This is a genomic window from Caproiciproducens lactatisolvens (assembly GCF_052443335.1).
GTDB lineage: Bacteria > Bacillota > Clostridia > Oscillospirales > Acutalibacteraceae > Caproiciproducens.
In genome coordinates this window covers 2,065,121-2,087,182 of record NZ_CP195750.1, presented here as the reverse complement: position 1 = coordinate 2,087,182, position 22,062 = coordinate 2,065,121, and the positions used below count along the sequence as shown (strand labels likewise).

The following is a 22,062-nucleotide window of genomic DNA, read 5'->3' as shown; positions in this document are numbered from 1 at the left end:
CACCGTTACAGGCCCAACGGGCGATACAGGTCCGACCGGCCCGACCGGAGATACAGGTCCGACCGGCCCGACCGGTCCAACAGGCGCGGCAAGCACTGTGACCGGCCCAACTGGTGATACAGGTCCCACTGGCCCGGCCGTTGCTCTGCTGGGAGTTCAGGCACAGCTTCTTGGCGATGGTGTAGGAACGGTTGCCGACGGAGCTAATGTGATCTTTGACACGCTCACATCTAACGTAAGCCCCAACATCACCTATAATGCGGCAACCGGTGTATTTACCATCACCGCTCCCGGAAATTATTATGTAACTTGGTGGGTGGCAACGGATGGTGCGGAAGCCGCTACGACTGTATCCTTTGCAGTGGAATTAAATGGCGGCGGCGGTGTCCTTGGATCGTCCCCGATCGTAACAGGGCAGCTGAATGGAAGCGTGTTGGTAACCGTGGGAGCAGTTCCGGCCACTATTACACTTACCAATGTCACTGGAGCGACCGTTGGCTTGGCGGCGACACCTGTTCAGGCCAATATCGTTATCACAGAGGTAAGTCTGTAAAGAATGCCTCGTTGTGCAAGATAGTATTGGAGGATTTTAATTGAGCAATATAGCACTACAGATAGAACGCACAACAGACGGTTCAGTTGCGGTCGCGGCTAATGTGGTTTTTGACAGCGTAGTTTATTCGGCAGGAAATGTAAGTTATAATTCGGCGACCGGAGAAATCACTTTTAATGAAACAGGAAGATATGAAATAAATTGGTGGGTAACATCCCAATCCTCTCTGTCAACTAACGGGATAGTATTTGCGCTTTCCTCTTCACAGGGAGATCTTCTGGAGGGCAACTCACCGCTGAAAACGGGGGAAGTCGTAGGACTGGGAATTATCGATGTAACTGCGGCACCTGTGACAGTGTCGCTGATAAATGCCAGCACGCAGGTGATTTTCTATGCGCCGATGGTGCCGTTAACCGCGACCCTCGTCGTAATTGAGGATGATATTGTTACTCCGACCGGCCCGACAGGAGCAGCCGGAGATACCGGTCCGACAGGGACTACCGGAGACACAGGTCCAACGGGAGCAACTGGAGACACAGGTCCGACAGGAGCAACCGGGGATACCGGCCCGACGGGGGCAACTGGTGATACAGGTCCTACAGGAGCAACCGGGGATACCGGTCCAACGGGAGCAACTGGAGACACAGGTCCAACAGGAGCAACCGGAGCCACCGGTCCAACAGGAGCAGCCGGAGCCACCGGTCCGACAGGTGCGGCTGGAGCCACCGGCCCAACAGGGGCTACAGGTGACACAGGTCCTATAGGAACAACTGGGGATACTGGTCCTACGGGAGCAACCGGAGATACCGGCCCGACAGGGACTACCGGAGACACAGGTCCAACGGGAGCAACTGGAGACACAGGTCCGACAGGAGCAACCGGGGATACCGGTCCAACGGGAGCAACCGGAAACACAGGTCCAACGGGAGCAACTGGAGACACAGGTCCGACAGGAGCAACCGGGGATACCGGTCCAACGGGAGCAACCGGAAACACAGGTCCAACGGGAGCAACTGGAGACACAGGTCCGACAGGAGCAACCGGGGATACCGGTCCAACGGGAGCAACCGGAGACACCGGTCCAACAGGGGCAACCGGAGACACCGGTCCTACGGGAGCAACTGGAGATACCGGTCCTACGGGAGCAACCGGGGATACAGGTCCGACAGGGGCAACCGGAGACACAGGTCCTATAGGAACAACTGGGGATACAGGTCCGACAGGAACAACCGGAGACACCGGCCCGACAGGGGCAACCGGGGACACAGGTCCAACGGGAACAACCGGCGACACAGGTCCAACGGGAACAACCGGCGACACAGGTCCAACGGGAACAACCGGCGACACAGGTCCTATAGGAACAACTGGAGATACCGGTCCGGCAGGAGCAACCGGAGATACCGGTCCGACAGGAGCGACTGGAGACACCGGTCCAACAGGGGCAACTGGTGATACAGGTCCAACGGGAGCAACCGGAGATACCGGTCCGGCGGGAGCAACCGGAGATACCGGTCCAACGGGAACAACCGGAGACACCGGTCCAACGGGAGCAACCGGAAACACAGGTCCAACGGGAGCAACTGGAGACACAGGTCCGACAGGAGCAACCGGGGATACCGGTCCAACGGGAGCAACCGGAGACACCGGCCCAACAGGAGCGACTGGAGACACCGGTCCTACGGGAGCAACCGGAGACACAGGTCCTATAGGAACAACTGGGGATACAGGTCCGACAGGGGCTACCGGCGACACAGGTCCTATAGGAACAACTGGGGATACCGGTCCGACAGGAACAACCGGAGACACCGGCCCGACAGGGGCTACCGGAGACACAGGTCCTATAGGAACAACTGGAGATACCGGTCCGGCAGGAGCAACCGGTGATACCGGTCCTACGGGAGCAACCGGAGATACCGGTCCGACGGGAACAACCGGAGATACCGGTCCAACGGGAACAACCGGCGACACAGGTCCTACAGGAGCGACCGGAGCCACCGGTCCGACAGGTGCGGCTGGAGCCACCGGCCCAACAGGGGCTACAGGTGACACAGGTCCTACAGGGGCAACTGGAGACACAGGTCCGACAGGAGCAACCGGGGATACCGGTCCGACAGGAGCAACCGGGGATACCGGCCCGGCAGGAGCGGCCGGTGTTGCAGGCCTACTTGGAGACATCGGACCCACCGGACCCACTGGGCCTTCTGTCACAGAGAACTCCATGAGTGCACAAAATGCCACAGGTGACACGATCGCCACGGTGGCAGGCGGTACCTCGATAGCCCTGCCTGACAACCAGAACCTGGATAGCTTCACTGTCGATGGGGCAAACACAATCTTTACTGTTCCCAGTACGGGCACCTATCTGGTAACTTACCAGATTAACGTAACCGCGGGTCTGCTCGTGTCTACTCAGGTACTCCAAAACAGCACGGCGATTCCCGGATCTGTTTTTTCTCCCCTCGTTTCCGTCTCAGCCTTCAGCGCCACTACCATTGTTCCGCTGACTGCCGGAGATCAGCTTCAGCTTCAGTTCTTCGGCTTGCTGGGTACGGCAACACTTCAGGACGGTGCAGGTGCCACCCTTACTGTAATACGTCTTGCGTAATTCCCTTTGTACGGGAGCATGCCCTTTCGGGCATGTTCTCGTACAGTTTTCCAATGTAAACGACCCCACGGGTCTGAAGGTCCCTGGTCCGCTGTCGCTTTTCTGGAAATTCAGGCATAGTTTCTTGGCAGTGTAGGTATGGCTGCCGAACGGAGCCAGTGTGATTGTTTTAGTAACCGTGGGAGCGGTCACAGGCGCTATTACGCTTACCAATGCCACTGGGTAACCTTCGGTTTGGCGGCCCTGTTCAGGCAGTTATCACAGAGGTAAATCTGTAAAGAATACCTCATTGAGCAAGATAGTATTGGAGGATTTTAATTGAGCAATATAGCACTACAGATAGAACGTACAACAGATGGTTCAGTGGCGGTTGCGGCTAACGTGGTTTTTGACAGCATAGTTTATTCGGCAGGAAATGTAAGTTATAACCCGGCAACCGGAGAAATCACTTTTAATGAAGCGGGAAGATATGAGATAAATTGGTGGGTAACATCCCAATCCTCTCTGTCAGCCAATGGGACGGTGTTTGCGCTTTCCTCTTCACAGGGAGATCTTCTGGAGGGCAACTCACCGCTGAAAACGGGGGAAGTCGTAGGACTGGGAATTATCGATGTAACTGCGGCGCCCGTGACAGTGTCGTTGGTAAATGCCAGCACGCAGGTGGTTTTCTATTCACCGATGGTGCCGTTAACCGCGACCCTCGTCGTAATTGAGGATGATATTGTTACTCCTACCGGTCCCACAGGTCCGACAGGCCCAACGGGGGCAACCGGCGACACAGGCCCAACAGGAACAGCCGGGGATACCGGTCCGGCGGGAGCAACCGGAGATACCGGTCCAACGGGAGCAACTGGAGATACCGGTCCAACGGGAACAACCGGGGATACCGGTCCAACAGGAGCAGCCGGGGACACAGGCCCGACAGGAGCAACCGGCGATACCGGCCCAACAGGGGCTACCGGATCCACAGGTCCGACAGGAGCAACCGGAGATACCGGTCCAACCGGAGCAACCGGAGCCACAGGTCCAACGGGAGCAACCGGAGCCACAGGCCCGACAGGCCCAACCGGAGCCACAGGCCCTACAGGGGCTACAGGTGACACAGGTCCAACGGGAGCAACCGGAGCCACAGGCCCGACAGGCCCAACCGGAGCCACAGGCCCTACAGGGGCTACAGGTGACACAGGTCCAACGGGAGCAACCGGCGATACCGGCCCGACAGGAGCAACCGGGGATACCGGTCCGACAGGAACAACCGGAGACACCGGCCCGACAGGGGCTACCGGAGACACCGGCCCGACAGGCGGATCGGCGATTATCCCCTTTGCATCGGGGTTACCGGTTACTCTGACATCTATTGCAGGCGGCTTAGCCGGAACCCCCGCATTTATTGGCTTTGGAAGTTCCGCTGAAGGATTAACCGTGCTTGGAGCATCAATCGATCTGACGGGTGGCCCGGGTATCACAGTCAACGAAGCGTTTTCCGTTCCGCGTGACGGCACGATCACTTCCGTTGCAGCATTCTTTAGTACAACGGTGGCATTATCTTTGGTAGGATCAACGGTGACAATTACCGCGCAGTTGTATGAATCGACCACACCGGACAACACGTTCACACCGATTGCCGGTACGCTGGTCACTCTGGCCCCCCCTCTGACGGGTGCTATCTCCCTTGGTGCCGTATCCAGCGTAATTGAGACAGGGCTGAGCATTTCGGTAGCCGCGGGAACGCGCCTGCTGATGGTTTATTTCATTACCGTAGCAGGTGTTGATCTTGTTACAGCCGTTGCCGGCTATGCCAGTGCCGGTGTGACCATCGCTTAAACGCGGCCCGCACAGAAAAATAATGAATATGATGATCGTTTGGCCTCTCCGAAAGGGGGACCAAACGATTTACATAATTACTGAGAAGAGGGTGCGAAATTGAATCGGTATAAAATCTGTGTTTATGCCATTACGAAAAACGAGGAAAAATTCGTCGACCGCTGGATGGACGCGGTCAGCGAGGCGGACCTGGTGGTTGTAACGGACACGGGTTCCACGGACAGAACGGTGGAAAAGCTCCGCGAAAGAGGGGCCGCCGTCTATGTGGAAACCATCAGCCCCTGGCGATTCGACGCGGCGAGAAATCTGGCTATGGACCATATCCCTGAGGACGTGGATATCTGCGTTTCCAATGATCTGGATGAAGTATTTGAAGCAGGATGGAGGGAGAAGCTGGAAAACGCCTGGCTTCCCATCTATACACGCGCAAGATATCTGTTTACTTGGAGCCACAACAGCGACGGGACGTACGGCAAGCAGTTCACAATGGAGAAAATTCACCGGCGGCACGGCTTCCGTTGGGTGCATCCTGTCCATGAGGTTCTGGCCTACAGCGGCGAGGATCCGGACAGAACGGTGTGGGTCCCCGGCCTGGTGCTGAACCATTATCCGGATGTCAGTAAACCCAGAAGCCAGTACCTGCCCCTGCTTGAGCTGTCCGCTAAGGAGAATCCTCAGGACGACCGGGTCGCTTTCTGGCTTGGCCGGGAATACATGTATAAGGGAATGCTTGATAAAAGCATCGAAACATTGAACAATTACCTGAAGATGCCCACCGCTCTCTGGAACGAGGAGCGGTGCGCCGCCATGCGCTTTATCGCAAGCTGTTATCAGGGAAAGGAAGATAAAAACGCGGCCCGCCTGTGGCTGTTCAGGGCGATTGCCGAATGCCCGACGATCCGGGAGCCCTATCACCAGATGGCCCAGCTCGGGTACCGGATGAACGACTGGCCCCTTGTCTTTTTCATGGTCAGCGAGGCGCTGAAAATCACGGAAAAATCGGGCAGCTATCTGTTTGAGCCGGCCGCATGGGGGTATTCGCTGTACGACCTTGGGGCGATCAGCGCCTACCGGCTGGGATTGTACCGGTTATCCTGCGATTATGCTACCCGGGCGTGCGAACTGCAGCCGGACGACGAGCGCCTGAAAAAGAACCTGGAACTGATTAAGCTGAAGCTTCCCGATGCGCAGCCGGACCCGAAGGTTTGAGGTGATCTTTTGAAAAAGTATCGAATTTGCGTGTATGCGATCTGTAAGAATGAGGAAAAGTTTGTCGACCGCTGGATGGATTCCATGAGGGAAGCGGACGTGATCGTTGTGACGGACACGGGCTCCACCGACGGCACCGTTGAAAAATTTAGGGAGCGCGGCGCGGTGGTCTGCACGGAAGAAATAAAGCCGTGGCGGTTCGACGTGGCACGCAACCTGTCCCTTGACCATGTCCCGGAGGACGCCGATATCTGCGTGTGCACCGATCTTGACGAAGTATTTACCAGGGGGTGGCGCGACTGTGTGGAAAAATCGTGGCAGCCCGGCACCACCATGGGAAAATACCTTTACAACTGGAGCCTGAAAGAGGACGGTACGCCCGACGTGCAGTTCAGCTACTTCAAAATCCATGACAGGCACAGCTATCAATGGGCTTATCCCGTTCACGAGTGTCTGAAATATGTCGGCACCGGACCGGAAAAAATCATCTACATTACCGGAATGGAGCTGAATCACTACCCGGACGCCGCAAAATCCAGGGGCTCCTATCTGCCTCTGCTGGAGCTTGCGGCGAAAGAAACGCCTCAGGACGACCGCGTGGCGTATTACCTTGGACGGGAATATATGTACAAGGGCATGTGGAAAGAATGCATCGCGGAATTAAAACGGCATCTGGCGCTGCCGTCTTCCATCTGGAAGGAAGAACGGTGCGCGTCCATGCGCTGGATCGCAAAATCCTGCTTCCGGCTTTCCAATCTGACGGAGGCTTTCAGCTGGTATTGCCGCGCCATCGCGGAAGTGCCCCATATGCGCGAACCCTATGTAGAGTGCGCCCAAATGGCCTATCAGACATCAAACTGGCCCATGGCGTACTATATGGCGGCGGAAGCGCTCAAGATCAGGCAGAAGTCCATGGTCTATGTCAACATGGGATACGCGTGGGATTATACGCCGGATGACCTGTGCGCGATCGCCTGTTACCGGCTCGGAATGTACGGGGAATCCCTTGCCCACGCAAAGGCGGCGCTGGCGTTCAGCCCCAAGGACGAAAGGCTGCAAAACAACCTCAGGCTGATCGAGCTGAAAGCAAATCATTAAAAGCGGTGTGGGGACAGCTTTTCAGCAGTGGTAAACGCTCCAATATTCGCATATATAAATAAAAACAGAGCATCAACGAAGGAAAACCGCAGTTTTGCACGGAAAGACGGGTGCAGGTATGAAGGTAGTCATTCTTTGCGGAGGAAAAGGCACGCGTATGCGGGAGGAGACGGAATTCCGCCCCAAGCCCTTGGTGGAGGTGGGCGAAAATCCGATTATCTGGCACATTATGAAAACCTATTCTTATTACGGAATCAACGATTTCATTCTGTGCGTGGGGTACAAAGGCGATATGATCAAGCGGTATTTCATGGAAATGCGGTGGCGGAACAATGATTTCACCGTAAAGACGGGACTGCAGGAAGCCGTGGAATATCATACCGCGGGGGAAGAGGATTGGAACGTTACGATTGTGGACACCGGGGCGGAAACGCAGACCGGCGGCCGGATCAAACAGATCGAGAAATATATTGACGATGAAGATTTCATGCTGACGTACGGCGACGGCCTGAGCGACGTCAATATCCGCAAGCTCTATGTCTGCCATAAAAAAACCGGGAAAATCGCGACTCTGACGGGTGTGAGCCCGAACTCCCCCTTTGGGGTGATCGAAACGCGGGAAGGGATCGTGACCGCGTTTAAGGAGAAGCCGGTGTTGGAGGACACCATCAACGGCGGCTATATGGTCCTGAACCGCAGGGTGTTTGAATATCTGCCGGAAGAGGACTGCGCTTTTGAGCAGGAGCCTCTGCACAGGCTTGCCCTTGACCACGAGCTCGCCGTTTACAGGCACAGCGGCTTCTGGACGGCGATTGATACTTACAAGGATGTGGAAAGGGTCAATACGCTATGGAAAACGGGGGAGACGCCATGGAAGATATGGAAATAGACCTGGGCAGAATGTTCGGGGGCTTTTACCGCGGGAAAAATGTGCTGGTGACCGGCCACACGGGCTTTAAGGGCTCCTGGCTTTGCCTGTGGCTGTATTTGCTGGGCGCAAGGGTGGTCGGCTACGCGCTGGATCCCCCGGCGGAAAACGGCAATTTCAGCCTGTGCGGGCTGCGGCACAGAACGGTGGATATCCGCGGGGACATCCGCGACGGGGCAAGACTCAAACAGATTTTCGACCTATACGAGCCGGAAATCGTGTTTCACCTTGCCGCGCAGCCCATTGTCCGCCGTTCCTATGAGATCCCGGGCGAAACGTTTGAGACCAATGTCATGGGAACCGTGGAAGTGCTGGAAAACATCCGGCTTTCCCGGACCGTAAAAACGGGCGTGATCGTTACGTCCGACAAATGCTATGAAAACAGAGAGCAGTTCTGGGGCTACCGGGAAGGGGACGCGCTGGGCGGATATGATCCGTACAGCGCCAGCAAGGGCTGCGCGGAGCTTGCTGCGGCCGCGTACCGGAGCTCCTTTTTCAGTACCCGCCCCGGAAAATGCGTTTCTACCGCGCGGGCGGGCAACGTGTTCGGGGGAGGGGACTGGGCGGAAGACAGGCTCGTTCCCGACTGTATCCGCGCCCTGCAGTCCCACAGCCCCGTTATGCTCCGGAATCCCGAGTCTGTCCGGCCGTGGCAGCATGTTCTGGAACCGATTTACGGCTATCTTCTGCTGGTATATCAAATGGCGGAGAAGGGTTCGCGGTACACGGGGGCTTGGAATTTCGGCCCGGATGCGGATTCCGCTGTCCCGGTCGGCCGGCTGGCCGACGAGCTGATCTCGCTCTGGGGAAGCGGGGAATGGGTGGACTGCTCGGAATATACGTCCCTGCATGAGACCGCTATGCTGAGCCTTGACTGCACCAAAGCGAAGACGTTTCTCGGGTGGAAGCCCCGTATGAATCTGAAGAAAGCGTTGGAATATACCGTGGAGTGGTACCAGAATTACCGCAGGGAGGACGTTTACGCCCTCTGCAGAAGGCAGATTTCCTCTTACTCCGCGGCGTGCATGGAGGCGGCTCCGGACTGACGGGGAGGTGAGGCTGCTTTGAAACTGTCCGATTATATCGCGGAGTTTTTGGCGGAATACGGCTGTACTTATGTGTTCGGCTATCAGGGCGGCGCCGTGACCCATCTGGTGGATTCCCTGTACCGGCGCAGCGACCTCCGGTTTATCGCCGCCTGCAACGAGCAGGGGGCCGCTTTTGCCGCGGAGGGCTACGCGAGAGTACGCAACGACATCGGCGTGGCGGTCGCGACCAGCGGCCCCGGCGCCACCAATCTGATCACGGGGATCGGCAGCGCGTATTTTGATTCCATCCCGTGCCTTTACCTGACCGGTCAGGTCAATACCTATGAATACAAGGGTGACCTTCCCATCCGGCAGAGGGGCTTTCAGGAAACCGATATTGTCAGCGTTGCCGCGCCGGTTGTCAAATACGCCGTGCGCATCACGGACCCTAAAAAAATCCGTTATGAGCTGGAAAAGGCGGTTCATATCGCCAATTCCGGCAGGAAGGGCCCCGTTTTGCTGGATATCCCGATGGACGTCCAGCGGGCGGAGGTGGATGCCCGTTCCCTTGAGGAATACGAGGCAGCCGGAGAAACGGATGAATCGTTCAGCCCCGAAAAGGTTGTGGAGTATTTCCGCCGTGCCCGCAGGCCGGTTCTCCTGGCCGGCGGAGGGGTGCGGCTTTCCGGCGCTCAGGAGCTTTTCAGCCGTTTTGCCGAGACGACGGGAATCCCGGTGGTCAGCTCGCTGATGGGACGCGACGCGTACGACGGCACCCATGACAATTATTTCGGGATGATCGGTGTGTACGGCAACCGCTGCGCCAATCTGGCCGTTGCCAACAGCGACCTGATCCTCGCGCTCGGCACAAGGCTGGACACCCGACAGACCGGCACAAACGTGAGCAGCTTCGCGCGCGGGGCCCGGCTGATCCGGGTGGATATCGACGGGAATGAGCTGGGCAGGAAGGTCAAAGAGGATGAGGTCGCCATTGCCATGGACGCGGGGCGGTTCCTTGCGGAAATGCGCGGACACATCCATCAGATCCCCGAAGGGGAGTACGCTTACGGCCCGTGGATCGAGCGCGTGAAGGGCTACAGGAAGCGTTACCCGTTTGTGGAGAAACCGGAAATGCCGGACCCCAATTATATCCTTTCCAAGATTTCCGCCATGACGGAGGAAAACGACATCCTCTGTCTTGACGTCGGGCAGAACCAGATGTGGGCGGCGCAGTCTATGACCGTCCGGAAAGGACAGCGGATGCTGATTTCCGGGGGAATGGGAGCGATGGGCTTTTCCCTGCCGGCGGCGATCGGCGCAAGCTTTGGAAAGCGGAGCGGGGGAGCCGTCCTTTCCATCAACGGGGACGGCGGGCTGCAGATGAACATTCAGGAATTGGAGACTGTCAAGCGGAACCGTATCCCCGTGAAGATCATCGTTATGAACAACCGCTGCCTGGGGATGATCCGCCATTTCCAGGAACAGTATTTTGAAAACCGCTTCTGTGCCACCGTGAAGGATTACGAGGCCCCGGACTTTTGCAGAATCGCAAAGGCCTACGGCATTGCGGGCGTCCGGGTGGAAACGCTGGAAGAGCTTCTCGCCGTCCGGCCCCTGCTGGAGTCCAACGACCCCGTCCTGATCGACATCCGGCTCGAACAGAATACGCAGGTGTGGCCGAAGCTGTCCGTCAGCCGGCCCATCGAAGATCAGGAACCGCTGCTGCCGCGGACGGAGCTTGCGGAAAATATGCTGATCAGACTCTATGACGGCGGGGGAGGGAATGACGATGCGCCATTATAAAAAGTATGTGAAAAAAACATTGGACGCGGTCAAACGGATCAGCCCCTACGAGCCGTTTCTCTATCTTCCCGTCTATGACCGGCACGGAATCATTCAGGGGTACCTGCGTCCCATCACAAAGGAGTACCGCTATGCGGTTCCGGACTGCGCCGCCCTGTTTGCCGGATGGCGGAATGAAAATTCCCATATGTCCCCGGCTTCGTTCGAAGCGACCGCCGGGAGCACCGAAAAATGGCTGGACGGGATTATCGCGCGGGATGACCGGGTCCTGTTCCTGATTGTAGCTGCGGACGGCGCGAGGGTGGGGCATATCGGCTTTTCGTCTTTTGACTGCCGACGCCGCTCCTGTGAAATCGACGCCGTCATCCGAGGGCTGAAAATCGGATATCCGGGGATGATGACGTTTGCGCTGAATACGCTGATCCGCTGGGGCCTCGGCAAATTGAAGCTCCGGCAGGTGAGGCTGCGCGTATTGTCCGACAATACGCGGGCAATCGCCTTTTACAGGAGGAACGGCTTTTATCCCTCGGGGGACATTCCCCTTTACCGGGCTTTCACGGCGCGGGGCGAATCCTGGTCGGAATCGAAAACCAAACGCCACCAGCGGGCGGAAAAGCATTATATGCAAATGAAGCTTGATATCAAAAAATGGAAGCGGCAAAACGATACCATGCCCATTTGAAGGAGGATTTGCCTTGAGGAAAAAAATCAGCTTTGCGGGGCCGTCCATTACGGAAAAAGAGGTGGCCTACGTCACGGACGCGGTCCGGAACGGATGGTACGAAAATTTTGACGGGTATATCAGAAAGCTGGAAAGAGCGTTCGCGGATTACGTCGGGGTCAAATACGCCATTGCGACCCACTGCTGCACCCATGCGCTGCACCTTGCCGCGGCCGCCGTAGGGCTGAAAGCGGGGGATGAAGTGATTGTCACCGATTTCAGCTGGGTGGCGACGGCGTACGCCGTTTCCTATACCGGCGCGGACTGCGTTTTTGTGGACATTGACCCGGACACCTGGACGATCGATCCGGCATGTATCCGAAAGGCCGTTACGAAAAAGACAAAGGCCATCATGCTGGTGCATACGTTCGGGCATCCCGCCGAAATGGATGAGATCATGAGTATCGCGAAGGAATACGGCCTTTTTGTCATAGAGGACGCCGCGCCCGCCGTCGGCGCGCAGTACCACGGAAAGCCGGTCGGCGGCTTCGGAGACGTCGCCTGCTTCAGCTTTCAGGGCGCAAAGATGACGGTCAGCGGGGAAGGCGGCATGCTTCTGACCGACAACGAGGATATCTACCAGCGCGCAAAGCTTCTGGCAGACATGGGCCGCACCGACCGCGAGGCCGTTTTCTGGTCGGACCTTCTGGGCTTTGAATATGTCATGAGCAATGTTTCCGCGTCGCTCGCCCTTGCACAGCTGGAACGCGTGGAAGAGCTGATCGCGAAAAAAAGGCAGATTTTCAACTGGTACGATACCCGCCTGAAAGAGGTGAAAGGGCTGAAAATCGTCAGGGAAAAGCCTGGCTGCAGAAGCAATTACTGCTATCCATCCCTGCTGCTGGAGGATTCGGTAACGGCGGACAGGGACGAAATCCTTGCCGGGTTAAGAAAGCTGAACATCCATGCGCGTCCCGGATTTCCGCAGATGAGCCGCTTCCCCGTCTACAAACAGCGCTTTGAAAACCCGGTCGCGGCGCTTGTGGAAAAACGCGGGATCTCCCTGCCCTCGGCGGCCAATCTGGAGGAGGACGATATCGATTTCGTGTGTTCCAGCCTGACGGGGCTGATGCGGGAGGGCTGATATGGAGGACCGTATGGAAGCGGAGCAAAAGCTCCGGAAGGAAATCCTCGACCGTGTCGCCCGTATTTATGAGCTCAGGGAACAGGAACGACCGTTTGTTCCGGGAAAAACAAGGGTGCATTATTCCGGCAGGGTATTTGATGAAAAGGAAATGCAGGCCATGGTGGACAGCGTGCTGGATTTTTGGCTGACGCTGGGACCGAAGGGCAAAGAGTTTCTCACACAGTTCCTTTCCTATACCGGGATGCGGTATGGGCTGGTTGTCAATTCCGGGTCGTCCGCCAATTTGGTCGCGGTCGGGGCGCTGTGTTCGCCCCGGCTGGAAAATCCGCTCCGGCCGGGGGATGAAGTGATTACCCCGGCGCTTGCCTTTCCCACTACGCTGAATCCCCTCCTGCAAAACGGGCTTGTCCCCGTCTTTGTCGATGTTGAAGAGGGAACCTATAATCTGGACGCCGGCCGGCTCGAAGACGCAAGGTCGGACCGCACCCGCGCGGTTGTACTGGCCCACACGCTCGGCAACCCCGCGCAGATGGACGCGGTCATGGACTTTGCCCGCTGGTATGATCTCTATGTCATTGAGGACACCTGCGACGCGCTGGATTCCCGTTACGACGGAAAGCTCTGCGGTACCTTCGGCGATTTTTCGACCTACAGCTTTTACGCCGCCCACCATATCACCATGGGGGAGGGGGGCGCGGTGCTGACCAACCGCCTCGACCTGTACCGTCAGGCCCTGTCCCTGCGCGACTGGGGGCGGGACTGCTTTTGCCAGACGGGCGAACAGAACCCCGGCGGCGCCTGCGGCCATCGGTTTGACCACACCTATGAAAGCCTGCCGTACGGCTACGACCACAAATATGTATACGGCAATATCGGCTACAATCTGAAGCCGCTCGACATTCAGTGCGCCATGGGGATTGAGCAGCTGAAAAAGCTGCCGTCCTTCAGCGAAAAGCGGAAGCGGAATTTCCGGCGGCTGTACCGCGCGCTGGAAAAATATCAGGACAGCTTTCTTCTGCCGCGCTCTCTGCCGAAGGCCGACCCCTCGTGGTTCGCCCTGCCGCTGACGGTCAGAAAGGAAGCCGCGTTTACCCGCAGGGACATTGTCCGGTTTCTGGAGGAAAACCAGATCGAAACGCGGATGCTGTTTGCGGGGAATATTTTACGCCACCCCGGCTACCGGAATATCCGGCACCGGATCTGCGGCAGTCTGGAGCACACGGACGATGTTCTTCTCAACACCTTTTTTATCGGCGTGTATCCGGGGCTGAGCGACGAAATGATCGAGTATGTTATCCGGACGATCGACCGGTTTATGTCATAATTTCAGCCGGGACCGGCGCAAGAAAGCGGTGATGAATACGGAACCTGTACCAGCAAAACCGGAAAACCGGCACACGCCGGTCGTGAGCATTGTCCTGCTCGCCTACAATCATCTCAGTTATACGAAGCTGTGTGTGGAAAGCCTGTTCCAATATACCTCCCATATCGATTTTGAGCTGATTACCGTCAATAACGGCTCCACGGACGGGACGAAAGAGTTCTTCAACAGCCTGCCCAACAGCAAAAAAATCAGTTTCCCCGAAAATGTCGGGGTGGACAAAGCAGTCAACTGCGGGTTCAGAATCGCACAGGGAAAATATACCCTGAATCTGAGCAACGACATTGTCGTGACCGCCCACTGGCTTGACAACCTGATCGCCTGTATGGAATCGGATGAAAAAATCGGGATGGTCGTGCCGGTGTGCAGCGCGTCCTCCAACGGGCAGCAGGTGGACCTTCCCTATCAGTCGATCCCGGAAATGCAGCGGATGGCTCAGGTGTACAACGTGAGCAACCCGTGCCTCTGGGAAGAGAAGATGAAGCTTGTCACCTACACCTGCCTGTTCCGCACGAGCCTGCAGAAGGAGCTGGGAGGATTTGACGAGGATTTCAATCCCGGGGCCTATGACGACGACGCCATCAGCTTCCGCATCCGCAGGGCGGGCTACAAACTGATCCTGGCGAAAGACACGTTTGTGCATCACTTCGGCTCCGTGACCTTTCAGGCGGAATATGCAAAAAACAATCTGGCGCAAAGAAATCTGAACCTGTTCATCAGCAAATTCGGCGTCCATCCGTGGCAGGCCGCGTTTATTGACGGCACGCTCCTGACCGTACTGAACTACGACGGCGGCAGCGGCAAAAACATTCTGGGAATCGGCATGTCCTGCGGCGCGACCCTGCTTCAGATCAAAAATTTATTAAAGGAAAAGGGCGCGGCCGATATCAGGCTGTATTATCTTTCCGGAAGGGAAGATAACATGGCCGACCTTTCCTCCATCTGCGAATACTGCACGTATGCGGACATGGACGCTCTGGTGCCCCTGTTCGGTTCAAGAACCTATGACATCATCGTTCTGGAAAGCGAAATGGATCAAGTCGGCGACCTGGAGGGACTGGCCGGCGACCTGAAAGGAATCCTGAAGGACGGCGGCCAGATTGTCTGTACCGCGCCGGATGAGGAGCTGCATGAACGCATCAGGACGCTTTTCGGGAGTCTGGGGATGGCTGAGATAAAAAATGCCCGCGGCTATTATTATTGTTTTTTAAATCAAAAGACGGAGGTCTGAAAGCGTTTCGCTTTTCAGACCTCCTTTACAAATGTTTCAGGAATTACTCCATGCTACATGACTCTGACTGGAAAGACCGCATCGACAATGCCGATGACCAAAGCACCCAGAATGGCGCCGATAATCGAAACGCTCATGCCGGGGACTAAAAACTGTGCGACGTAGATGATAATTGCGGATATAATAAATCCTTTCAATCCTTTCCCAAAGGGAGCTGCGTCCACTTTCATCATCTTTTCCACCAGATAGTCAATCACGCTGATGACTACTGCAGCAAGCAGAAATGACCATAATCCTCGGATGGAAAAGCCCGGGGTCAAAAACGATACGACTGCAAGAACGACTGCTGTAATGATCATTCTGCCAAACCAGCGGAGAAATTCCGAACCGGCTGACTGCGTTGAATGCTCGGTATCCATATGCCCTTCGTGTGTCATTTATTCATCCCTCCTGTACCGCACGCAAAATGGATTTGGTACGGACAGATATAGTTTTGACGAAATACCGCCGCGATATCCTTTACGGCGGCTGACAGTTATTGTTAAGCCATTATTCGGTTAAAAAATTCAATCACATAAATTTGCCGCCGACATTATTATGGTAGAAATAATGTTTTGGCGGTGAGTGAATTTGTATCTGATATCCGTATTATTATTTGCGCTGTCGGCAAACCTTGACAATTTTACCGTGGCAATTACCTTTGGAATGCGGAAAATTAAAATGAATTTTTTTATTAATTTTCTGATTGCCGTTATCACGGGGGCCGGCACCTTCCTTTCCATGTGGATCGGCGGGATCATCGGCCGGTTTTTCCCCGCGTCGGTATCCAATACGCTTGGCAGCATCCTCCTGATTCTCATCGGACTTTGGTTTCTCAGGGATTTCTTTAAAAAGCCGCGGGAAGAAGACGAAGTCGGACAGGAGGAAAAGGTGAATCTCAATACCATGCTCAAAGACCCCGAAAAAGCGGATCTGGACAGTTCGGGAACGATCGATGTCAGAGAGTCCGCAATTCTGGCCCTGGCGCTGACCGTCAATAATTTCGGCATGGGCGTCGGCGCGAGCATCTCGGGGCTGAACATATGCGCCACAACGATTTTTACATTTCTGATCAGTATGTTTTCCATTACCCTGGGGTACCGTGTGGGAAGGGGCTGCATTCCGAAGTCGCTTTCCCGGTTTGTCCCGCTGATTTCGGGCGGGATCGTCATTGCGCTCGGAATTTTTGAGATGCTGATCTGATCCGGTGCCGGAAATCAGCCGCCGAGGGTGACATCCTGGTCCTGATACCATGCAAGGGCCCGATAAAACTGCTCGGGTTTGAAATCCGGCCACAGCTCGTCCAGCACATAAATGTCCGCATAGATGGATTGAATGGGCAGAAAGCCGCTCAGGCGGCGTCTTCCTCCCCAGCGGATGATCAAATCGATTCTCGAAATATCCGAGGATGCGATCGTATTTGCCATGTTGCCGCCGATGCCGGCTTCGCTGTTTTTCAGGGAGCAGTTTAAGTCCCAGTTCCATCCGTAGTTCACAAGAAAATTGACTTTCATAAGGCCGCGGCCGAAACGCACCCTTTTGGAATAAGGCAGAAGCTCTTTCGGGAATAACGGCGACTCCGTATTGCCGACGATTAAGAGGTCGGCGTCCTGATTGGCAAGGTTCCTGACCGCGTCCACACAGGCGCTCTGAAAGGCTTTTGTCTGAACGGACGGACGCTTCGTGTTGTCGATGGTGAAGCCGTAGAAAGTCATTTCCTGAATCCCGAGCTCAAGACAGGTTTTGTAGAGCTCAAATCCCGGTGCAATGCCGAATTGGTAGCCGTCCTGTTTTTCATATCCGTTTTTTTCAGCCCATCGTCTGTTGCCGTCCGGAATAATCCCAATGTGCCGGGGCAGTCTGCCGAAAGATAACCTGTTCATTTTTCTCTCCGATTCGTTTGATTTTCAGAGAATAGTCTGCATAAAACAGGAACAATTATACTCAAAGAGGGCAGGGCTTTGTGGAACTTCAATGCAATTTACATATTTTCTCAACGATATGCAATAATAAAAACAATTGTTTCACGCGGAGGATCGGATATGTTTCATTTTTCATCAAAGCGAAAAAACGCGGTTGTAACGGGGCAGGTTGAGAATTTGAACCGGAAGCTGGACGAAAACCATTTGAGCCGGTCGCTGGATACCAATGTGGAAATCATCAAAAAGCTTTTTACCGATGTGGACATCCTGATTGTCAGATATTTTCAGAACAACCATGACAAAGACCTGAAATACTGCATCGTCTATTGCGACGGCATGGTCAATTCCGAGATCATCAACGAAAATATCATCAAGCCGCTGATGCTTTCCGACGCGGCCGGAGGGCATCCGGACGAGCATCTCGCTGACGATCTGATCGAAAACGTCGTTTTCATCAACGAGATCAAAAAGACGAAGGTAATAAAAGAAATTGTGGAGGCCGTCACCTACGGCGACACCGTTTTATTTGTGGAGGGCGTGGAGGAAGCCGTCATTCTGAATTCCAAAGGATTTATGACCCGCTCGATGGACGAGCCGGAAAATGAAAAAATCCTTTCGGGACCCAGGGAAGGGTTTAACGAATCCCTGCTCCAGAATCTTTCGCTGATCCGCCGCAAAGTGCGTACCAATGAGTTGAAAATGAAATTTACCACGATGGGAAAGGTCACAAGAACCAGAGCCTGTATCTGTTATATCGATAAAATTGTCAACAAAAATATTCTGAAAGAGCTTTACCGCCGTCTTGAACTGATCGATATCGACGGAGTTCTGGACACCAACTACATTACTGAGCTGACCAGGGATTCCATAGGGTCTCCCTTCCGCACGACGGGGTATACGGAACGCCCCGACGTCGTCGTGGGAAAGCTTCTGGAAGGCAGAATCGCCGTTTTTCTGGACGGAACGCCGGTCGTCCTGACCATTCCTTATCTTTTTATTGAAAATTTTCAGAGCAACGAGGACTACTACCTGAGCTTCTATTATACCTCCCTGTCGCGGTTTGTGCGTATTATGGGCTTTTTTCTGACCATTTGCGTTCCGGCGCTTTATGTCGCAATTGTGGCGTTTCAGCAGCAGATGCTGCCTACCCAGCTTTTGATCAGCATAGCCAGCTCCAGAAAGAGCGTACCGCTGCCCGCTGCTGCGGAAGCGTTTATCATGCTCGCCGTATTTGATATTCTGCGTGAAACCGGAATCCGCATGCCTTCCAATATCGGGCAGCCGCTCAGCATTGTCGGCGCTCTTGTGATCGGACAAGCCGCGGTGGATGCAAGGCTGGTGGCCGCTCCCATGATCATTGTCGTCGCGCTTACGGGGATCACCGGCCTGCTGGTTCCTAAAATGAACGCGCCGGTGATTTATACGCGCGTGTTCCTGCTGGCGATGGCTACCTGCTTTGGGTTATTCGGATTTTTTCTGGGCTCTTCGGCCGTGCTCATCCATATTCTGAATCTGCACTCGTTCGGAGTTTCTCAGCTTCACTTCAACGGGTCGCTTCAGTTCCAGGAAATCAAGGATACTTTTATCAGGGCGCCATGGTGGGAAATGCTTACAAGAACAAAGTCGATGACGAACAATCTTGTACGGATGAAGAGCACTCAAGGAAAAGACAGCGGAGGAAATCATGAGTAAGAAAATAGTCTGCCTGGTGATGAGCTTTGTGCTGCTGTTTTTCCTGTCGGGCTGTTGGAGTTACCGGGGAATGAACGAAATCACAGTTGTCGCGGGTGTGGGGATTGACCTGGATCCGGACACTCAGGAGTATTTGCTCAGCTGTGAAGTCATCGATTTAACCACCTCTCAAGACGAAGCGGGCACCAAAGCCAAACTTGTGGAGTCGCGGGGCAAAACGGTGATGGACGCGGTCAGAAATGCAAAGAAAAGGCTGCTCAACAAGCTGTATTGGGGCAATAACGAGATCCTGATCATAGGCAATGAGCTTGCCGAAAGCGGAAAGCTGGACAATGTGCTCGTCTGGTTTTTATCCGACGAGGAGTGCCGTGAAACGGTGGAGATCGTCGTTTCCGAGGAAAGGACGGCGAAAGATATTCTGAGTCTCTATGGGCTTGACAATTCGGTCGTCTCCTATGAAATCAAGAAGATTCTTGATGGTGACCAGAGCACCGTGGGCACCATAGAAAGCGTTCAGCTGTATCGTGCGTTCAGCACGCTGAAAAGCGAGGGGCATTCCCTTACCCTTCCGGTTTTCCGCAACGTCGAAAATGATGAGCAAACGGTCGTGGAAGCAGACGGCGAAGCGGTCTTCAAAGGGAACAAAATGGTGGGGCTCCTGCCTCCGGAGGACAGCAGATATTATTTGTTTGCAGTGGACGGCCTTCACGGCGGAATCCTGACCGTATCCTCTACGGAGCAAAATAACCCTGACATATCTCTCGAAATTTCAAAAAGCACAACGAAAGCTTCCTATTCTTATTCGGGCGGGAAGCTGAAGGTGACGCTTCAGATCGAGACCGAGGCCTTTGTGGACGAGTCAGAAGCGGATACGGATCTGCTGGATGAAAAAACGATCGGCAAAATTGAGCAAAAAGCACAGGAAATGATCAAAGAGAAGACCGAGAATGTTATTCGGAAGGTTCAAAAGGAATATAACTCGGATATTTTTGGATTTGGCGAAATGATCTATAAAAAAGATCTGACGCTTTGGAAGCAGCTGAAACCGCAATGGGATAAGATTTTTCCGACTATCCAGGTAGAAGTACAGTCCCAGGTGAAGATAGTCAATACCGCTTTTCTCAAGCACAGTTGAAAGTGGGTGTTCGCCTTGATGACCTTTATCGTAATCGGTTTATATCTGGTAATTATTCTCATCGATTTTGTTCCCGTTGTAAAAAACGGTGAAAAAAAGATAACGTGGATTTATTCGATACTGCTCACGGTCAGTTTTTGCGTACTGATCCTGTACACGTTCGACATCGTGCTCCCCGGTCCCTCCGGCCCCATCCGACAGATTGTTGAAAGTTTTTATAAGCCGTAAAATACGAATGCGGCGATTAACTTGGAAAGGAACAGGTTCCGATGAAGAAACAGTACCTCTCAATGCGTCAGGCCATATGCGTTATTGTTGTTTATATCTGCGGGAGCAGCGTAGTACTGGGAGGAAACTCCGAAGCGGGGCAGGACTCCTGGATTGCTCTGCTTCTGTCGCAGGTGATCGCAATTCCGATGGTTCTGATTTACGCAAAAATCATCAAACTGTTTCCGGAAAAAAATATTTTTGAAGTGACAGAGATCCTGTTCGGAAAAATTGCCGGTAAAATCGTAACCGCTCTGATTGCCTGGTATGCCCTTCATCTGGGCGCGTTGGTTCTTCGGAATTTTTCCGAGTTTGTCGAAATAACGGCGATGCCGGAGACCCCCCAGCTTGCACTGATGATTGTCATGATTCTGGTCACCACCTATATGGCCAGGAGCGGGGCGGAAATTTTGGGGAAATGGTCGCTGGTGAGTCTGGTGATCATTGTTTCCATTATGTTTCTTACGGTCATGCTGCTGTACAATCGTTTTGATATGAATAATTTCCTGCCCGTTATGGAACACAGTACAAAAACGATTCTGACAGGTTCCTATGAGCTTTTTACTTTCCCGTTTGTTGAAACGATGCTGTTTCTGGCTCTGGCGGATTATGTAAAAAAGGAAGACAATCCCTTTAAAATATATGTATGGGCTGAAGTGCTGGGGGCCCTGATTATGCTGATTGTCGCTCTGAGAAATATTGCGGCGCTGGGCGCGGCCATGATGAAAGTGGAGACTTTTCCCTCTTATTCGGCCGCGAGAATCATCAGTCTCAGCGACTTTCTTGCAAGAGTGGAAGGCTTTATCTCAACGAACTTCATTTTGGGAGGAATCACCAAAATTACCGTTTGTCTTCTGGCGGCGTCCAAAGGGCTGGCCAGCCTGTTCAATATACGGGATTGCAAGAAGCTGGTGCTCCCGGTCAGCCTTTGTATGCTGGCCCTGTGCAGCATCGTTTACCGCAACACCATGGAGATGATTAACTTTTTGGACATCTATAAAATTTATGCCATTCCTTTCCAGATCGTTATCCCGCTCATGATCTGGATCGGCGGTGAAATCAGGGCGCGCATACAGGGGAAAGCGGCGGAAAAACCCGCGTAAACGGAAACAGCGGCGTCTTCGCCGCACGCAACCGTCCGGCGAAGGTTCGTTCGGGATCGTTTTCAGAGGATTTTTTTAGATGAACCAGGCGGAAATCAAAAAAAATTTTTTAAGAGTTAAATTTTTATCATATGTCTCATAATTTGAAAGCGATTTCAAGAAAGAAACAATTTTTCCGCTGTTTGATAGGAAAAATAATATTAATTCTTATTATTTGAATTTAAAAAATTGTCTCATTGGATAAGATTTCTTTATTTTTCCAACAATATAGCGGCATTCCTTATCAATTTACGCATATTGACTTATTGAAATTGCTTGTTATAATATTATCGAGGTATATTTATATATTCAGGCTGTCGATAAAGTCGCGCAACCGCAAAATTGTTTTACAATTTTGCTTACTGCGTTGGCTGTGTTTGCCGCCTTGTCTTGCACA

At 54.0% G+C, this 22,062-nt stretch carries 17 protein-coding genes and 1 pseudogene; 16 read left to right on the top strand and 2 right to left on the bottom strand.

The features are described from left to right. Nucleotides 1-97: 97 nt before the first annotated feature. The 12 genes and pseudogenes from ACRQV7_RS10265 (at nt 98) to ACRQV7_RS10210 (ending at nt 15,468) form a co-directional block, all read left to right on the top strand. Entirely contained in the window at nt 98-553 is a 456-nt protein-coding gene (locus ACRQV7_RS10265) for a hypothetical protein (RefSeq protein WP_444658055.1), read from the top strand. Nucleotides 554-953: 400 nt separating this feature from the next. Next, complete coding sequence (locus tag ACRQV7_RS10260) at nt 954-3,158, top strand: BclA C-terminal domain-containing protein (protein ID WP_444660262.1); 2,205 nt, start codon at nt 954-956, stop codon at nt 3,156-3,158. An 816-nt stretch (nt 3,159-3,974) separates the two neighbouring features. Further along, a pseudogene (locus tag ACRQV7_RS10255) lies at nt 3,975-4,982 on the top strand (exosporium glycoprotein BclB-related protein); the annotation flags it as partial. Between the two features lie 99 nt (nt 4,983-5,081). Continuing rightward, complete coding sequence (locus ACRQV7_RS10250) at nt 5,082-6,191, top strand: tetratricopeptide repeat-containing glycosyltransferase (RefSeq protein ID WP_444658054.1); 1,110 nt, start codon at nt 5,082-5,084, stop codon at nt 6,189-6,191. Nucleotides 6,192-6,200: 9 nt separating this feature from the next. Continuing rightward, complete coding sequence (locus ACRQV7_RS10245) at nt 6,201-7,289, top strand: tetratricopeptide repeat-containing glycosyltransferase (protein WP_444658053.1); 1,089 nt, start codon at nt 6,201-6,203, stop codon at nt 7,287-7,289. Nucleotides 7,290-7,407: 118 nt separating this feature from the next. Further along, nucleotides 7,408-8,178 carry a glucose-1-phosphate cytidylyltransferase gene (gene rfbF, locus ACRQV7_RS10240; protein WP_444658052.1) on the top strand — a complete coding sequence of 257 codons (771 nt, stop codon included), beginning with the start codon at nt 7,408-7,410 and terminating at the stop codon, nt 8,176-8,178. Next, a complete protein-coding gene (gene rfbG, locus ACRQV7_RS10235) occupies nt 8,160-9,263 on the top strand; it encodes a CDP-glucose 4,6-dehydratase (RefSeq protein WP_444658051.1) in 1,104 nt (367 codons plus the stop codon). Before rfbF ends, rfbG begins: the two co-directional genes overlap by 19 nt. Before the next feature lie 18 nt (nt 9,264-9,281). Continuing rightward, on the top strand, nt 9,282-11,048 hold the full coding sequence (locus ACRQV7_RS10230) for a thiamine pyrophosphate-binding protein (protein WP_444658050.1): 1,767 nt from the start codon (nt 9,282-9,284) through the stop codon (nt 11,046-11,048). After that, the gene (locus ACRQV7_RS10225) at nt 11,035-11,730 is read left to right on the top strand and encodes a GNAT family N-acetyltransferase (RefSeq protein ID WP_444658049.1); all 696 of its coding nucleotides are present in this window, start codon (nt 11,035-11,037) and stop codon (nt 11,728-11,730) included. Before ACRQV7_RS10230 ends, ACRQV7_RS10225 begins: the two co-directional genes overlap by 14 nt. A 13-nt stretch (nt 11,731-11,743) precedes the next feature. After that, entirely contained in the window at nt 11,744-12,853 is a 1,110-nt protein-coding gene (locus ACRQV7_RS10220; protein ID WP_444658048.1) for a DegT/DnrJ/EryC1/StrS family aminotransferase, read from the top strand. Between the two features lies 1 nt (nt 12,854). Next, nucleotides 12,855-14,180 (top strand): lipopolysaccharide biosynthesis protein RfbH, encoded by a 1,326-nt coding sequence (gene rfbH / locus ACRQV7_RS10215; protein WP_444658047.1) that lies wholly within the window; start codon nt 12,855-12,857, stop codon nt 14,178-14,180. A gap of 31 nt (nt 14,181-14,211) precedes the next feature. Next, nucleotides 14,212-15,468, top strand: a complete 1,257-nt coding sequence (locus ACRQV7_RS10210; protein ID WP_444658046.1) for a glycosyltransferase — start codon at nt 14,212-14,214, stop codon at nt 15,466-15,468. Nucleotides 15,469-15,521: 53 nt separating this feature from the next. Here ACRQV7_RS10210 and ACRQV7_RS10205 read toward each other — a convergent pair whose 3' ends face one another. Next, nucleotides 15,522-15,905: a phage holin family protein gene (locus tag ACRQV7_RS10205; protein WP_442867960.1), complete on the bottom strand. Its 384-nt coding sequence runs from the start codon at nt 15,903-15,905 to the stop codon at nt 15,522-15,524. Nucleotides 15,906-16,092: 187 nt separating this feature from the next. Between ACRQV7_RS10205 and ytaF the strand changes: the two genes are divergently transcribed. Next, complete coding sequence (gene ytaF / locus ACRQV7_RS10200) at nt 16,093-16,710, top strand: sporulation membrane protein YtaF (protein WP_444658045.1); 618 nt, start codon at nt 16,093-16,095, stop codon at nt 16,708-16,710. Nucleotides 16,711-16,724: 14 nt separating this feature from the next. On the opposite strand, the gene ACRQV7_RS10195 is transcribed toward ytaF, so the two are convergent. Next, complete coding sequence (locus ACRQV7_RS10195; protein ID WP_444658044.1) at nt 16,725-17,390, bottom strand: undecaprenyl diphosphate synthase family protein; 666 nt, start codon at nt 17,388-17,390, stop codon at nt 16,725-16,727. A 159-nt stretch (nt 17,391-17,549) separates the two neighbouring features. Between ACRQV7_RS10195 and ACRQV7_RS10190 the strand changes: the two genes are divergently transcribed. The 3 genes from ACRQV7_RS10190 to ACRQV7_RS10180 all read left to right on the top strand — a co-directional run bounded on the left by ACRQV7_RS10190 (nt 17,550) and on the right by ACRQV7_RS10180 (nt 21,626). Beyond that, on the top strand, nt 17,550-19,121 hold the full coding sequence (locus tag ACRQV7_RS10190; protein ID WP_444658043.1) for a spore germination protein: 1,572 nt from the start codon (nt 17,550-17,552) through the stop codon (nt 19,119-19,121). Next, nucleotides 19,114-20,256, top strand: coding sequence for a Ger(x)C family spore germination protein (locus ACRQV7_RS10185; RefSeq protein WP_444658042.1), 1,143 nt, complete (start codon nt 19,114-19,116; stop codon nt 20,254-20,256). The genes ACRQV7_RS10190 and ACRQV7_RS10185 overlap by 8 nt, the downstream gene beginning before the upstream one ends. Before the next feature lie 269 nt (nt 20,257-20,525). Beyond that, nucleotides 20,526-21,626 carry a GerAB/ArcD/ProY family transporter gene (locus tag ACRQV7_RS10180; RefSeq protein WP_444658041.1) on the top strand — a complete coding sequence of 367 codons (1,101 nt, stop codon included), beginning with the start codon at nt 20,526-20,528 and terminating at the stop codon, nt 21,624-21,626. Nucleotides 21,627-22,062 lie beyond the last annotated feature (436 nt).